General features: G+C 43.9%; 14 protein-coding genes and 4 tRNA genes. 16 read left to right on the top strand and 2 right to left on the bottom strand.

Features of this window, described 5'->3' with window-relative positions; translation table 11 throughout:
• Nucleotides 1-110: 110 nt before the first annotated feature.
• Nucleotides 111-524 (top strand): VOC family protein, encoded by a 414-nt coding sequence (locus MKZ03_RS18665; protein ID WP_034660623.1) that lies wholly within the window; start codon nt 111-113, stop codon nt 522-524.
• Nucleotides 525-557: 33 nt separating this feature from the next.
• Here MKZ03_RS18665 and MKZ03_RS18660 read toward each other — a convergent pair whose 3' ends face one another.
• Nucleotides 558-1,763, bottom strand: coding sequence for a cytochrome P450 (locus tag MKZ03_RS18660; RefSeq protein ID WP_341032594.1), 1,206 nt, complete (start codon nt 1,761-1,763; stop codon nt 558-560).
• Nucleotides 1,764-1,869: 106 nt separating this feature from the next.
• On the opposite strand from MKZ03_RS18660, the gene MKZ03_RS18655 reads away from it, so the two are divergent.
• The 4 genes from MKZ03_RS18655 (at nt 1,870) to MKZ03_RS18640 (ending at nt 5,482) form a co-directional block, all read left to right on the top strand.
• The gene (locus tag MKZ03_RS18655) at nt 1,870-2,481 is read left to right on the top strand and encodes a TetR/AcrR family transcriptional regulator (protein WP_223253271.1); all 612 of its coding nucleotides are present in this window, start codon (nt 1,870-1,872) and stop codon (nt 2,479-2,481) included.
• A 216-nt stretch (nt 2,482-2,697) separates the two neighbouring features.
• Nucleotides 2,698-3,987 carry an adenylosuccinate synthase gene (locus MKZ03_RS18650; RefSeq protein WP_034660617.1) on the top strand — a complete coding sequence of 430 codons (1,290 nt, stop codon included), beginning with the start codon at nt 2,698-2,700 and terminating at the stop codon, nt 3,985-3,987.
• Between the two features lie 136 nt (nt 3,988-4,123).
• Nucleotides 4,124-5,257, top strand: a complete 1,134-nt coding sequence (locus tag MKZ03_RS18645; RefSeq protein WP_334750653.1) for a DUF418 domain-containing protein — start codon at nt 4,124-4,126, stop codon at nt 5,255-5,257.
• Between the two features lie 30 nt (nt 5,258-5,287).
• The gene (locus MKZ03_RS18640; protein ID WP_341032593.1) at nt 5,288-5,482 is read left to right on the top strand and encodes a hypothetical protein; all 195 of its coding nucleotides are present in this window, start codon (nt 5,288-5,290) and stop codon (nt 5,480-5,482) included.
• Nucleotides 5,483-5,512: 30 nt separating this feature from the next.
• Here MKZ03_RS18640 and MKZ03_RS18635 read toward each other — a convergent pair whose 3' ends face one another.
• Nucleotides 5,513-6,037, bottom strand: coding sequence for a peroxiredoxin family protein (locus tag MKZ03_RS18635; protein ID WP_148960891.1), 525 nt, complete (start codon nt 6,035-6,037; stop codon nt 5,513-5,515).
• 343 nt (nt 6,038-6,380) lie between these two features.
• Between MKZ03_RS18635 and MKZ03_RS18630 the strand changes: the two genes are divergently transcribed.
• From MKZ03_RS18630 to MKZ03_RS18580, 11 genes are all read left to right on the top strand, one after another.
• Nucleotides 6,381-6,456 (top strand) — tRNA-Lys (locus MKZ03_RS18630).
• A gap of 6 nt (nt 6,457-6,462) precedes the next feature.
• Nucleotides 6,463-6,534 (top strand) — tRNA-Glu (locus tag MKZ03_RS18625).
• An 81-nt stretch (nt 6,535-6,615) separates the two neighbouring features.
• Nucleotides 6,616-6,692: transfer RNA gene (locus MKZ03_RS18620), tRNA-Asp, on the top strand.
• Nucleotides 6,693-6,719: 27 nt separating this feature from the next.
• A tRNA-Phe gene (locus MKZ03_RS18615) sits at nt 6,720-6,792 on the top strand.
• Nucleotides 6,793-7,139: 347 nt separating this feature from the next.
• Nucleotides 7,140-7,847, top strand: a complete 708-nt coding sequence (gene yycF, locus MKZ03_RS18610; protein ID WP_034660610.1) for a response regulator YycF — start codon at nt 7,140-7,142, stop codon at nt 7,845-7,847.
• 7 nt (nt 7,848-7,854) lie between these two features.
• Complete coding sequence (gene walK, locus MKZ03_RS18605; protein WP_034660608.1) at nt 7,855-9,693, top strand: cell wall metabolism sensor histidine kinase WalK; 1,839 nt, start codon at nt 7,855-7,857, stop codon at nt 9,691-9,693.
• Nucleotides 9,683-11,062: a two-component system activity regulator YycH gene (yycH, locus tag MKZ03_RS18600; RefSeq protein ID WP_341032591.1), complete on the top strand. Its 1,380-nt coding sequence runs from the start codon at nt 9,683-9,685 to the stop codon at nt 11,060-11,062. The genes walK and yycH overlap by 11 nt, the downstream gene beginning before the upstream one ends.
• Nucleotides 11,049-11,912 carry a two-component system regulatory protein YycI gene (locus MKZ03_RS18595; RefSeq protein WP_307500603.1) on the top strand — a complete coding sequence of 288 codons (864 nt, stop codon included), beginning with the start codon at nt 11,049-11,051 and terminating at the stop codon, nt 11,910-11,912. Before yycH ends, MKZ03_RS18595 begins: the two co-directional genes overlap by 14 nt.
• Before the next feature lie 6 nt (nt 11,913-11,918).
• Nucleotides 11,919-12,713 (top strand): MBL fold metallo-hydrolase, encoded by a 795-nt coding sequence (locus MKZ03_RS18590; RefSeq protein WP_034660602.1) that lies wholly within the window; start codon nt 11,919-11,921, stop codon nt 12,711-12,713.
• 81 nt (nt 12,714-12,794) lie between these two features.
• Complete coding sequence (locus MKZ03_RS18585) at nt 12,795-13,982, top strand: S1C family serine protease (protein ID WP_341032589.1); 1,188 nt, start codon at nt 12,795-12,797, stop codon at nt 13,980-13,982.
• A 68-nt stretch (nt 13,983-14,050) separates the two neighbouring features.
• Nucleotides 14,051-14,515 (top strand): GNAT family N-acetyltransferase, encoded by a 465-nt coding sequence (locus tag MKZ03_RS18580; RefSeq protein ID WP_341032588.1) that lies wholly within the window; start codon nt 14,051-14,053, stop codon nt 14,513-14,515.
• Nucleotides 14,516-14,522 lie beyond the last annotated feature (7 nt).

Genomic DNA, 14,522 nt, shown 5'->3' with positions numbered 1-14,522 from the left:
GGCTTTTTTTGATGGATCTACATCGAAAGAATGATTGAAAAACGATCGAAATGAGGAGGAGAGAAAGACAGAGAAATCGTATACTAAAAGAAGAAAAGGAGTGATGACTGATGAAATTTCAACAGTTCGAAGCCGCTCAATTACGCATCGCACGTCCAACCGTCAACATGGAAGAGGTTGTTTCTTTTTATGAAAAAGGCTTAGGGCTCAAACGAATAGGTTCATTTGATCAGCATGAAGGATACGATGGTGTGATGCTGGGGCTTCCTCATCAGCATGTTCATTTAGAAATCACCAAACATGAAGAAGAAGAGAGCCTGCCCGTTCCGCATCCAGAACAACTTCTTGTGTTCTATATTCCAGATGCTGAGGAATTTCAGCAAATGAAAGAGAGATTGATCTCATTTGGCGGACGGCAAGTCACCTCTACAAATCCATATTGGGAACGGGGAGGAGCAACCATTGAAGATCCAGATGGGTATCGCATTGTGCTCATGAACACAGATGGAATCACCCCCGTTTAAAAGGAAGACTCCCATGCCCGGGAGTCTTTTCTGTTATGAACGCGGCGTGACACGCAGCTTCAGCTCTTTCAGCCCATACATGCCGCTGTTTGTCATCGGCATATAGGAGAGGAGCTCTAGTGACTCATATCGGTCCAATAAGGCCTTGATGGCAGTACATGCTTCCAAGCGGGCAAGTGGTGCGCCAAGACAGAAATGGATACCGTGCCCGAAACCAATATGAGGATTAGGGTGGCGGTGTATATCGAATTCATGTGCATTTGAAAATTGACGCTCATCCCGGTTGGCAGAAGCAAGAAACACAATCACATTGTCTCCCTTTTTCAGCACTTTTCCCCCAAGCTCTGTGTCTTCTGTGACATAGCGGACGATCGTAGGAGCGGGTGCACGGAAACGGACGGCCTCCTCCACAGCACGCGGGATGAGCTCAGGTGATTGAACGAGCGCTTCATACGCACCCGGCTGTTCTAACAAGCTGAAGATCATATTGGAGATCAGGTTGGTGGTTGTTTCGTTGCCAGCTAAAAGAAGAAGATTACAGAATGGAATTAATTCATCCGCTGACAGTTTGTCTCCATTCTCCTCCGCTTGAATGAGGAGGGAAATCAAATCATCACCGAGGTTGTGACGTTTCCTTTCAATGATGTCTGCAAAAAACGCCATCATATCAGCCTCTCCTTGGTCCCGAATTTTCTGCCATTCAGCGACATCCTCCTCATCTTCACTTTTAGGCATACTGACGAGAATATCAGACCATTCTTTAAAGGATTGTTTATGCTCTGACGGCACACCTAAAAGCTCTGCAATGACAATGACAGGAAGCGGATAAGAGATGGCTTGCACTAGGTCAATCTCGTTTTTTCCTTCTATTTGTGTCATGAGTTCCTCCATCAATTCTTGAATACGCGGCTCCCACAATTTCATGACTCGAGGTGTAAAGGCTTTGCTCACAATGGAGCGGATTCGAGTGTGTTTGGGAGGGTCCATCATCACCATTGTTTTCATCAGTGAATGCTTCCGCTGGTCTTTAGGAGGCTGACTAGAAAAGGTATCTTTATCGATTGTCACACGTTTTGCTTCCTCATAGGTGAATACACTCCATGTTCGGCTGGCTTCGTCAAAATGAACAGGTGATTTCTGACGCATGTTGGCATACCAATCAAATGGGTCATACGGATCTTGCTTGTTTTTTCCTCTTAATAACGCTTTTTGCACGGCAGTTGGTGTTGTTGTTTCCATGATCATCACTCCTTATAGGTTGTCAGATGCTTCCTTTTTTTCATTGTGTTAGATTAAAGTTAATTCATCAGCCTTGAGGATTCAACCAACAGAAAAGCGGAATCTGTTGAAGTTCATAGGAAGGGGAGAATGGCTTGTGGCGGACTGCTACAGAGGGGATAAGCGTGCAACGGAATCGAAGCAGCAATTAAGAAAAGCGTTATTTCAGTTATTAAGAGAAAAAGAGTGGGAGAAGATTTCTGTACAGGATTTGACGAAAGTGGCGGGCATCCACCGCACCACCTTTTATCAGCATTATGAGGATAAATTTGATCTTGCCCAGCAGGTGATGGATGAGATGTTTGATGTGATGAAATGTGCCATTTTTGCTCCTGTACAAGAAGATGATGTGAAAAAAGAGCATGCGGCATATGTGTATATTTTTCGATTTTATCAGCATTTGCAGGAACATGAAGAGGAGTATCAAATTCTTTTGAAACGAGGACGAGAGCTCAATATTCATGAAACGGTTCGTGCTTTTTTTGAAGAAAGCTTTTCTATGGGGTTAGAGGAAATCGCAGGCTCAAAGCCTCATCCACATCTCGTTCCAATCGACATGCAGCAGCAATTCGTCATTTCTGCTTATGTTGGAACAGCAGAATGGTGGTTGAGGACAGGGAGACCGTACTCACCTGATTTTATGGCAAGCTCGATGATTCATTTAATTGAAAATCAATAGAAATTAGGAACCATCAAAATAGTTGTTTTTACTCAAAATCTCCCTTTTTAAGCGCTGAAGAAGTGATTAAAGCGCTTTTTCTCATAATTAAAACGAACAAAATTTGATTTCGAGATATTAATGTTCGGATTTCACGTTGACTTTTTCGTTTTGCATTGATAAAATAAATGTGTTTGAAAGAGATAACGTTTTGAAAGGTTAACGGAGGTGCACGATATGTCTTCAGTAGTCGTAGTAGGTACGCAGTGGGGTGACGAAGGGAAAGGGAAAATTACCGATTTCCTTTCAGAAAATGCAGAGGTGATTGCCCGTTATCAAGGGGGAAACAATGCAGGTCACACGATCAAATTTGATGGAGTGACTTACAAGCTACACCTCATTCCGTCCGGTATTTTTTATCAAGAGAAAACTTGTGTCATCGGTAATGGAATGGTGGTTGATCCTAAAGCGTTGGTCACTGAGCTTGCGTATCTTCACGAACGGAATGTGAGTACAGATAACCTCAGAATCAGCAATAGAGCCCATGTGATTCTGCCTTACCATTTAAAATTGGACGAGGTGGAAGAAGAGCGGAAAGGGGCTAACAAGATCGGTACGACGAAAAAAGGAATCGGACCAGCTTATATGGACAAAGCAGCTCGTATCGGTATCCGTGTCGCAGATCTATTAGATCGTGAAGTGTTTGAAGAGAAGCTTGCACGTAATCTAGAAGAGAAAAATCGTCTTTTAGAGAAAATGTACGACACAGAAGGCTTCAAGATTGAAGATATTTTAGACGAGTATTATGAATATGGCCAGCAAGTGAAAAAATATGTCGTGGACACATCTGTTGTCTTGAATGACGCACTAGATGAAGGCCGCCGTGTGCTATTTGAAGGAGCACAAGGCGTTATGCTTGATATCGATCAAGGGACATATCCATTTGTCACGTCATCTAACCCAGTAGCTGGAGGAGTGACGATTGGTTCTGGCGTAGGACCAACAAAAATTCAACATGTGGTCGGCGTGTCAAAAGCGTACACAACACGTGTTGGAGATGGCCCATTCCCGACAGAACTCCATGATGAAATTGGCGATCAAATCCGTGAGGTTGGCCGTGAATACGGTACAACAACTGGACGTCCGCGCCGTGTTGGCTGGTTTGACAGTGTCGTTGTCCGTCATGCTCGCCGTGTGAGCGGGATTACAGATCTATCTCTTAACTCAATTGATGTACTGACAGGGATTGAAACATTGAAAATCTGTGTCGCTTATAAATTGAACGGAGAAATCACAGAGGAATTCCCAGCAAGTCTAAATGAACTAGCGAAATGTGAGCCTGTCTACGAAGAAATGCCAGGATGGACAGAGGATATTACAGGCGTGAAGAATTTAAGCGAACTGCCTGAAAATGCCCGTCATTATTTAGAGCGCATTTCACAATTAACAGGTATTCCACTTTCCATTTTTTCAGTCGGACCAGATCGTTCCCAAACGAACGTTGTCCGCAGCGTGTACCGTCCATAATAATAGACTGATCAGACACCAGTAAAATTGCACATTTTACTGGTGTCTTTTTGTTTAAATATTTCTTAATTTCAGTAGAACAGGCTTCCGATCATTACCAAAATATGATAACTGTATAGGGGGAAGGAGCGTTCTAGTGAAAGAAAGAATAAGATTATTAGATATTTTACGAGGTTTTGCCATATTAGGCACATTGGGAACGAACGTCTGGTTTTTTGCGTATGCAGGGGATACCTTTGCGACAGATCAGATTGCAGATGAATATGAACATGGCAGTTTTCTAGAAAGCCTTGTTTCCATGTTCGTCTATGGGAAAATGCTCTCACTGCTCACAATCATGTTCGGTGTAGGGCTAGAGCTGAAATATCAGCAGGCCAAAAGAAAAAACACGCCTTGGCCAGGTACATATTTATGGATTCTTTTATTTTTATTTATCGAAGGCTTTGTCCATTTTGCACTTGTGATGGAATATGATGTGCTCATGAGTTACGCTGTCACCGGTTTGCTTGTGGCATTTATTGTACGAGGAGGGAGCAAGCGCATCAAAAGAGGCATGATCTTCTCTGGAGTCATTCATCTACTTGTTCTGTCCTGTCTGATGGTGTTCTCCCTCTCTGAAATGGAGACAGAATCGTATGATCAAAGCAGTGAACCGGCGCTGGAAGAGCAGCTGCCAGAGACATGGATCTCGCAGGTTCAAGAACGATTACAACACTTTTTCATGTACCGTGAAGAAGCGATCTTTATCATTCCAATGAACACATTTCTGTTTTTATTAGGTGTGCGGATGATGAGAGCCGGTGTTTTTTATGCAAATGAACGCGGGCAATCTCTACGGAAAATATTATTCCGAGTCGGTCTGTGGGTGGGGCTGCCGCTGAATGCACTTGTCTTCGTTCCGAACGAACTAGTGGAATTCGTTGTGCGCTATGCGTTTTCGCCATTCCTCTCTCTTTTCTATATCGCTGTCATTGCGAAGCTCCTGACTCACACGGAGTCATGGTTCATGTGGAATTGGTTTGAATATGTAGGGAAAATGGCACTCAGCTGTTATATCCTGCAAAATATCATCTGCTCGATTCTATTTTATAGCTGGGGATTGGGTCTTGGCGGACAAATCAACGCCCCTCTTATCGTATTGGCATGGCTGCTCATTTCTCTTCTGCAAATCGCCGTATCAGCATTTTGTCTAAAGGTTTGGAGAATGGGTCCAATGGAATATATTCGTTCGCGGGCACTTCGCCGAGTGACGATGAAGAAAGCAGCATAAAGGGGAATAGCTACAATGTTTTTTTAAAAAATGACGAAAAGAGAACAAGCGAATTCACATAAAGCAGCTGTACCAGCGTTTGTCTTTTATCTTCTCGCATTAGGAGGACATGCGCTGTACGCGTATATCCAGGATGACAGACCACCCGTCACTTTTGTGAATCTCATGGCGGGTCTTCTTGTGGTTTTCGCCGCAGACTGGCTATTTAACAAAAGACAATCATAAAAAAAGAGCCCTCATTACGAGGGTTCTTTCTTATTTCACGCTTTTATATTGGCCTTTTAAGTTTTTGCGGATGTACTGAATGATTTTGCGCAGTTCGTTGGCATGCGGTCTGCCAAACGGACTTGTTTGTCTTTGCTGATAGAGGACTTGGCCCTTTTCGTTTAGTAAGAAATAGGCAGGTTCCCCGTGCACTCCGTGATCTTCATAAGGAGCATCTTCTCCATGATAGTGGACTTCATATGCTTTTAATGAAGTGAGGTCCTTGTCAGACATGATTGGGAAGGATAGTCCTTCTTTATCCGCAAATTCCTTCAAGTCATCAGAATTATCTGTTGAAATCGCCATTAAGTGGATATCCTTGTCTTGAAAGTATGATTGCTGCTGTTCGAGCTCTTTCAATTCTTCTACACATACTGGGCACCATGAGCCTCTAAAGAAGACGATGAGGTGCCAGCTTTGATGCTCCTCTAAATGTTTGTGAAAATCAATATGTTCGCCCTGAATGGTTGGAAGTGAAAAATTGGGCATTTTATCTCCTAATTTGAATGAACTCATACTGCTTCCTCCTTTTTCAATCACAATGTTACTTGTTTCATGTATAACCAATTTCGGGCGGTCTAAAACGTTTCTATGTGCTTGAATAGGCAGTAGTCATGAAAAGGTGAATCAGAAATGAAGGCGGTTGCAAAAAAGGGGGGCTTTGGCAGGAGATATCAAATCCGACACTTTTTTTAAAAAAATGTCGAAAAACGTATTGCCATATGTAATTACTCTATGATATTATAAATCTCGTTGTTGCAAAGGTCTCTGAAACTTGTTAGGATGCGATGTTCCAGCTTTTTTAAAGCGATTGGTTTGACGCAATACAGCTTCTTCAGATTCACTTTTCACAAACCGAGAGCCATTAGCTCAGTTGGTAGAGCATCTGACTTTTAATCAGAGGGTCGAAGGTTCGAGTCCTTCATGGCTCACCATGTATTGGCCCGTTGGTCAAGCGGTTAAGACACCGCCCTTTCACGGCGGTAACACGGGTTCGAATCCCGTACGGGTCATTGATTTACTTTAGCGTTAAGCTAATTTTTCCTCACTTGCTTGAAGGAGCACCACGATTGCTTTTTCGGGCAAGTTACTGAGGTCCGGTAGTTCAGTTGGTTAGAATGCCTGCCTGTCACGCAGGAGGTCGCGGGTTCGAGTCCCGTCCGGACCGCCATTTATACATATTCATCTTTTTGATGATGGCTCGGTAGCTCAGTTGGTAGAGCAACGGACTGAAAATCCGTGTGTCGGCGGTTCGATTCCGTCCCGAGCCACTTCCAAACGCATCTGCAATCGCAGGTGCGTTTTTCTTATGAAAAGAAGGCATAAAAAGGGAGAAGCCGGGCCTAGGTAGGGCCCGGCTCCATAAGAAGAAGACGTTACATCTATATAGACGATTGGTGACTGGAAAAGTTTCAATAAAAAAGGAAAAAAGCCATCAATTTTTTTGAGAGGTGACTTCCTATCCAACGTTTACTAGAAAAGAAAGCCGTTATTATTTTTATCTTTGCCACGTAAAACGTTATAATAGACAGTGAGCCTTTTTTGCTCAAACGAAAAGGCCTGATGAGACATGCAAAATGGAATGACATAGATGCTAAAAATGCAGGAGGAAATCACAATGGAAAAAAAGATTCTTGTCGTAGATGATGAAAAACCGATTGCTGATATATTGGAGTTTAACTTAAGAAAAGAGGGCTATGAGGTTCATTGTGCATATGACGGAAATGAAGCCCTTGAAATGGTAGAAGAAATCAAACCGGACATCATTCTGCTCGACATTATGCTGCCGAACAAAGATGGCGTTGAGGTATGCCGTGAAGTGAGAAAAAAATATGACATGCCGATTATCATGCTGACAGCAAAAGACTCTGAAATTGATAAAGTCATCGGCCTTGAGCTTGGCGCAGATGATTATGTGACGAAGCCATTTAGCACGCGCGAGCTGCTTGCCCGTGTGAAAGCGAATTTGAGAAGACAAATTGCTGCGCCGCAGACAGAGGAAGAATCTGAATCAAATGATATTGAGATTGGATCACTTGTCATTTATCCAGATGCATATGTGGTGTCTAAGCGTGAGGAAACAATTGAATTGACGCACCGTGAGTTCGAATTGCTTCATTACTTAGCGAAACATATCGGACAAGTTATGACACGTGAGCACTTGCTGCAAACCGTATGGGGCTACGATTATTTCGGGGATGTGCGTACAGTGGACGTCACAGTCCGCCGTCTTCGTGAGAAAATTGAAGACAATCCTAGCCACCCGAGCTGGATCGTGACACGACGAGGCGTTGGCTACTATTTAAGAAACCCAGAGCAGGACTAAGATTCTTATGAGTAAAGTAGGTTTTTTTCGCTCGATTCACTTCAAATTGACCTTAATTTACGTGCTGCTGATCATTGTCGCCATGCAGATCATTGGCGTGTACTTTGTGAAGCAGCTAGAGCAGTCCTTAATTAATTCCTATGATAATTCCTTGAATCAGCGAATCTACTCGTTATCGTATTACCTAGAACAAGATTCATCGAAAAGCAAGGCAGAATTAAAAGAGGATGCTCAAAAGATATTAAACGACTTTAACAACAAAGATGAGTCTAATGAAATTTCTGAAGTCAGCTATATTGACGAAAGCAGAGAGGTCATTGCCTCTGTGAATAATGGCAGTCAGGAGATTGCCGGGAAGAAAATCACTGATCAAATCATTAGCCGTATTTTTGCGGTCGGCAAAGACTATGAAAAGAAATTCTATGACCCAGAATCCAATAAACGGGTGCGTATTTCTGCGACAGCCGTGAAAAATGAAAACCAAGAAACCGTCGGTGTGATTTATGTTGTGTCTTCGATGGAGAGCGTTTTTAACCAAATGCGAACCATTAACACCATTTTGGCGACTGGCACACTGATCGCACTTGGGACGACCGCACTGCTTGGTATCTTCATCTTTAGAACAATCACTCATCCTATTTCGGATATGAGAAAGCAAGCGATCGAGCTTGCCAAAGGGAATTTTTCCAGGAAAGTCCGAAAGTATGGACATGACGAGATTGGCCAGCTTGCGACAACCTTTAACCATCTGACGAGAGAACTGGAGGAAGCGCAGCTCATGACAGAGGGTGAGCGGAAAAAGCTTTCTTCTGTTATTGCCTATATGACGGATGGCGTCATCGCCACGAATCAAAACGGTGCGATTATTCTTTTAAACAGCCCCGCATTAGAGCTGTTAAATGTTTCACGTGAAACAGCACTAGAGATGCCGATTACGTCCTTGCTGGGCCTCGAGGACACGCATACATTTGAAGATTTAGTCGAAAATCAAGATTCCATGCTGATAGAAATTGAACGCGAAGATCAGCTGTCTGTTTTGCGTGTGAATTTCTCAGTCATTCAGAAAGAGCATGGGAAGATTGATGGTTTAATTGCGGTCATTTATGACGTCACAGAGCAGGAGAAAATTGATGCAGAACGCCGTGAATTCGTCGCAAACGTATCACATGAGCTGCGCACACCGCTGACGACGATGCGAAGCTATCTTGAGGCACTGGCTGAAGGGGCAATTGGTGATAAAGAGCTTGCGCCAAGGTTCCTCAGTGTCACGCAAAATGAAACAGAGCGCATGATCCGGCTTGTTAATGACCTGCTGCAGCTGTCTAAGTTCGACAGCAAGGATTATCAATTCAACCGTGAGTGGACGAATTTTATCAGGTTTATCTCATTGGTCATTGATCGTTTTGAAATGACGAAAGAGCAGCATGTCGAGTTTATCCGCAATCTGCCGCAGCGTGAAATATACGTGGAAATTGATCAAGATAAAATCACACAGGTGCTCGATAATATCATTTCAAATGCCATGAAATACTCCCCAGAGGGTGGACATATCACGTTTACCGTTGATCTGGATGAGGAGAATGGCCTTGTGTTATTCAGCGTCAAAGATGAAGGGATCGGTATTCCGAAGAAGGATATGGATAAAATCTTTGAACGTTTTTATCGAGTGGATAAGGCGAGAACAAGAAAGCTTGGCGGAACCGGCCTAGGACTTGCGATTGCAAAAGAAATGGTTCAGGCTCATGGCGGAGATATTTGGGCTGACAGCATTGAAGGAAAAGGAACAACGGTGACCTTTACCCTTCCGTACAATGAAGAACAAGAGGATGATTGGGATGAAGCGTGAGACCTTTAAAACCATAATATTGACAATCCTAATTGCGATCAGTCTTGTGTTTACGTGGAATATTTGGATGTTCCAGCCCGTCATGCAGGACCAGGCAGATGCCGGCACAAAGGTCGTGGAAACGAAGAAGATTTCAAGCGACGAGCCTAGAAGTCTCATTGATGTCGTGAAGCCGCGCGAGATGTTCATCCATTCAAATGGGGAGCATTTTAAAGTCGATCAAAAGGAACTCTTTCAAAACTTCTGGAATGATGTGAGCCTTTGGGATGTCAAAGAGATTTCGGATGTGTCGGATCAATATTCTGAGCAGAGATTTAAGAATTTCTTCTATGGAAGCGGAGGACAGGGGAAGACATTGGATCTTGTGTTCAATGACTCGATTCCGATTGATATTTTCCAAGCGCTGTTTAAATGGCCGAATAAGTCCATTGAATACAACTCGTTTGATCGGATGATTGTGCCGTTCTCCCAGCAGGACAAGGCCAATAAGAAAGTCTATTTGGTTTCATACAGCAAGGAAACGGTGCTTGAGCTGACAATAGAATCCGCTAACTATCGGAATCTAATGGACAGTATCTCAGCCGCTCAAAACGAGATGCCGCGCTACGATCTCTATACATTCTCAGCGAATTCTAAACGAGATTTCCTCCTTCCGAGAAAGCAAAAGCAGCTTGAAGCGAAAATGTTCTTTATCGAAACGATTAAGACAAGCAAATTCAAGGACGCTCTGTTTACGGACCCGAGTCTTGTGGGCGAGGAGTCTAATTTAAATCGGACAGTGTACACAGATGGCACAAGCCGTCTTGAAGCCAATCAAAAAGACCACCGCATCCAATATCAGCACCGCAATATCAATTCCAGCACCGTTTTCCAAACGGGGGATTTGATCAAGCGAAGTGTGAAGTATTTCAATGATACGGGGAGCTTTACCGATGACTATCAATACTTTGGCATCAACAGCAACCAGCAGCTTTCCTTTAATATGTTTATGGATGGTCTGCCGATCGTCAACAGTACAGAGCATCCATTTGGGATGACCTCTCTTGAAGTACAGTGGGCGAATGATGACATCTTGAATTACAAGCGTCCAAACTATATTCTAGGCAACAAAGCGAGTCAGAGTGAACAGGTCAAGCTGATGAACGGGACAGAGCTGAAGGACTTAATCGTCAAGCAGACGAAATATGATGACCTGGAGAAAATTGAACAAATTTTCCCGGCCTATCAAGCTGCTTCAACCGCATCAGACCAAGATCAAGCGATGTTTGTCTGGCTGGAGCCAGTATGGTGCATGAAATATAACGGCAAAACCGTGATACTATCGCATGATTTGTTGACAGAGGGGAGCGAGAATAATGGAGTGGAATAAGACCAAAACGATCTTTATCCTAGCCTTTCTCGTTCTCGATATCTTTCTAGGTTTTCAATACTTTGAAAAACGATCAACCGATCATTTTGCGATTATCGAAAAAACGGATACGCTGGAAGAAATGAAGGCAGATGGGATCAAATATGGCAATCTATCAGATGAAGCGAAGATTGGATACCGCATTACAGCTGAAAAGAAGCAATATACGAAAAAGGATGTCGACGGATTAGCTGATCAAAAGACGAAAAGCACATTCCCGAAAACGGACAAAGATGATCCTGTCACACTGCTTGAGATGACCTTCAATAAACCCGTTGCATTGCCAAAAAAGGATATAAAAACAGCGGCGACAAACCTCGTAAACCAGCGTTTGCTGGATGGGAAGAATTATAAGCTGTGGAGTATTGATGAAGAGACAGGGAAGATCGTCTTTTTCCAAACGTATAAAGGGAAATACATCTTCCAAGAAGGCCTTGATGACACCGAAACCATCGGGAAAATCACCTTAGATGTAAACGATCAAAACGAGGTCGTGTCGTATCAGCAGTCGATGGTGACGTCGATTAATGAAGTGAGAAAAGAAACCCTTGTCCCAGCGCTTGAAACCGTGAAGGACTTATATACACAAAACATGCTGAGCCAAAACACGACCGTGAAAAAGGTAGAGCTTGGCTACTATACGCAATACCCGGGTGCAAGCACGCAGGTCATGGTGCCTGTATGGCGAGTCGAGCTTGAAGGCGTATCAGTTAGTTCAAAGAAAAAGACAGAAGAAGAATATTTGATCAATGCCATTGATGGCTCAACACTTGATCATATAGAGAAAGATGACAAATCTTCAATGGAGTGAGAGAACATGAGCTTGCAGTTCAGTGTACTAGCGAGCGGAAGTACGGGGAACGCTTTTTATTTAGAAACAGACGAGCATGCCTTTTTAGTGGATGCTGGGTTAAGCGGCAAACAAATGGTCGAGCTGCTTGGTCAAATCGACCGCAAGCCTGAAGATTTGGATGGCATTTTTGTGACACACGAGCACTCAGATCATATTAAAGGGCTCGGTGTCATGGCGAGAAAGTACAAGCTCCCTGTCTATGCAAATGCGAAAACATGGAAGGCGATGGAGTCTCATATCGGGAAGATTGATACAGAGCAGAAATTCCATTTTGATATGGAGACCGTTCAATCATTTGGCGGCCTTGATGTCGAGTCATTTGGCGTCTCACATGATGCGGCTGAGCCCATGTTTTACGTATTCCATTATGGAGGGCGCAAACTTGCCCTAATGACGGATACAGGCTATGTGAGTGACCGTATGAAAGGCATCATTCAGTCAGCCAATACATTTGTATTTGAGAGCAATCATGATGTCGGTATGCTGCAAATGGGCCGATACCCGTGGAGCATTAAGCGCAGAATTCTGAGCGATGTCGGACATGTATCAAATGAAGATGCCGCTCTTGCGATGACAGATGTGATTGGAGATGCCACCTCACGCATTTATTTGGCTCACTTGAGTCAAGACAACAATATGAAGGATTTAGCCCGTATGGCGGTCCAGCAGACGCTTGAGATGAAGGGCTTTGTTGTCGGGGATGGCTTTGATTTATATGATACGGACCCGAAAAAAGCAACCCCGCTTTGCGCCGTATGATTTTTACAATCGTATGATTAAGATAAGAGCTTCTTACCAACACTATATACATCATCTATTCACTGAAAGGAAGGAAACATAGTGGATTATCGCGATGTAGAGTGGAAGCCGAGACGAAGCAGAAAAGGATATTTCCTATCTGGTCTGATCGGTGTATTGGTAGGAGCTTTTTTAATGGGATTCTTTTTCCCCTATGTGTCAGGACAGAGCGGCAGTCCCTTTGGGTGGCAGCAGAACGGAGATGAGCAAGCAGCACAGGGCCCTTTAAAGACCGTCAATGTGAACGTCAATGATGCGGTCACGAAAGTCGTATCTAATATGTCGGATACGGTTGTCGGCGTCATTAATATCCAAAAGTCGAGCTTTTGGGAAGAAGGCGGGGAGGCAGGCAGCGGGTCAGGTGTGATTTATAAGAAAAAGGGTGATACCTTTTATATCGTGACCAACCACCATGTCATCAAAGGCGCCAACCAGCTTGAAGTGAGCCTTCAGGATGGGACAAGAATTGGTGCCAATCTTGTTGGAAGCGATCAGCTGATGGATTTAGCGGTTCTCACCGTCAAAAGTGATAAGATCAAGAAGACCGCCGCCTTTGGCAATTCAGATCATGTGAAGCCAGGTGAGCCAGTCATCGCCATTGGAAATCCGTTAGGGCTTGAATTCGCGGGCTCTGTCACACAAGGTGTCATTTCGGGAACGGAACGTGCGATTCCTGTAGACTCGAATGGGGACGGACAGGCGGATTGGAATGCGGAGGTACTGCAAACAGATGCCGCCATCAATCCAGGCAACAGCGGTGGTGCCTTGATCAATATGGACGGAAAAGTGATCGGCATCAACTCAATGAAGATTGCTGAATCAGAGGTAGAAGGCATCGGGCTGTCTATCCCGGCGAATCTAGTCATCCCTGTCATAGAAGATTTAGAGCACTACGGAGAGGTGAAGCGTCCGTATCTAGGCGTTGGCATGAAATCATTAGCAGATATTGCGAGCTATCACTGGCAGGAAACGTTGAAGCTGCCATCTAAAGTCACATCAGGGGTTGTCGTGATGAGTGTCGAGTCTTTGTCTCCAGCGGGAAAAGCGGGACTAAAAGAGCTGGATGTCGTCACCTCCTTTGATGGCAAGAGTGTACAGAATATCGTAGATCTTCGTAAGTATTTATATCAAAAGAAAGTCGGCGACAAGGTAAAGATGGAGTTTTACCGAAGCGGAAAGAAAAAATCAGTAGAGATCAAACTTTCTCAAACCGACCGATTCGGCGGATGACCAGTTCCTTGATGGGACTGGTTTTTTTTGCATGCTCATCATATGATGGAGGAAAGGGGGCGATGCGATTGGTTACACTACAACCAATGTCACAAACGGATTACGATGTATTGATGGAGAAGGCCATTCAGCGGTACGCAGAAGAAAAGGTACTCGCAGGGACATGGGAAAAGGAAGAATCACTTGCGAACGCAGAAGAACAATTTGATCGTCTGCTTCCAGAAGGTCTGCAGACAGAGCATCATGAACTATGGAATTTCTTAAATGGGGAAGAAGCGATTGGCTGGGTTTGGCTTTGTTATGACCCGAATCACCCTCAGCAGGAAGGATTCATTTATAACTTTATTTTATTTGAAGCTTATCGAGGAAAAGGCTTTGCAAAGCAGGCCATTGCTGCATTAGAGGAGCAGGCAAAGTCATTAGGAGTGCAGAAACTCTCGCTCCATGTCTTTGCTCACAATCTGATCGCCCGTTCACTGTACGAGAAGACGGGATTTGCAGAAACCGGAATCTATATGAGTAAACCTTTATAAAAAAGAA

The organism is Bacillus sp. FSL R5-0431 (assembly GCF_038002985.1).
Taxonomy (GTDB): domain Bacteria; phylum Bacillota; class Bacilli; order Bacillales; family Bacillaceae; genus Bacillus.
This window is presented reverse-complemented; position numbering and strand designations above follow the sequence as displayed.

What these genes read in the sequence shown, in the direction of transcription:
- MKZ03_RS18640 (WP_341032593.1), top strand. Translation starts at nt 5,288, where the DNA reads ATGACGAAAAGAGAACAAGCGAATTCACATAAAGCAGCTGTACCAGCG.
- MKZ03_RS18590 (WP_034660602.1), top strand. Translation starts at nt 11,919, where the DNA reads ATGAGCTTGCAGTTCAGTGTACTAGCGAGCGGAAGTACGGGGAACGCT.
- MKZ03_RS18650 (WP_034660617.1), top strand. Translation starts at nt 2,698, where the DNA reads ATGTCTTCAGTAGTCGTAGTAGGTACGCAGTGGGGTGACGAAGGGAAA.
- yycF (WP_034660610.1), top strand. Translation starts at nt 7,140, where the DNA reads ATGGAAAAAAAGATTCTTGTCGTAGATGATGAAAAACCGATTGCTGAT.
- MKZ03_RS18595 (WP_307500603.1), top strand. Translation starts at nt 11,049, where the DNA reads ATGGAGTGGAATAAGACCAAAACGATCTTTATCCTAGCCTTTCTCGTT.
- MKZ03_RS18660 (WP_341032594.1), bottom strand. Translation starts at nt 1,763, where the DNA reads ATGGAAACAACAACACCAACTGCCGTGCAAAAAGCGTTATTAAGAGGA.
- walK (WP_034660608.1), top strand. Translation starts at nt 7,855, where the DNA reads ATGAGTAAAGTAGGTTTTTTTCGCTCGATTCACTTCAAATTGACCTTA.
- MKZ03_RS18665 (WP_034660623.1), top strand. Translation starts at nt 111, where the DNA reads ATGAAATTTCAACAGTTCGAAGCCGCTCAATTACGCATCGCACGTCCA.
- yycH (WP_341032591.1), top strand. Translation starts at nt 9,683, where the DNA reads ATGAAGCGTGAGACCTTTAAAACCATAATATTGACAATCCTAATTGCG.
- MKZ03_RS18635 (WP_148960891.1), bottom strand. Translation starts at nt 6,037, where the DNA reads ATGAGTTCATTCAAATTAGGAGATAAAATGCCCAATTTTTCACTTCCA.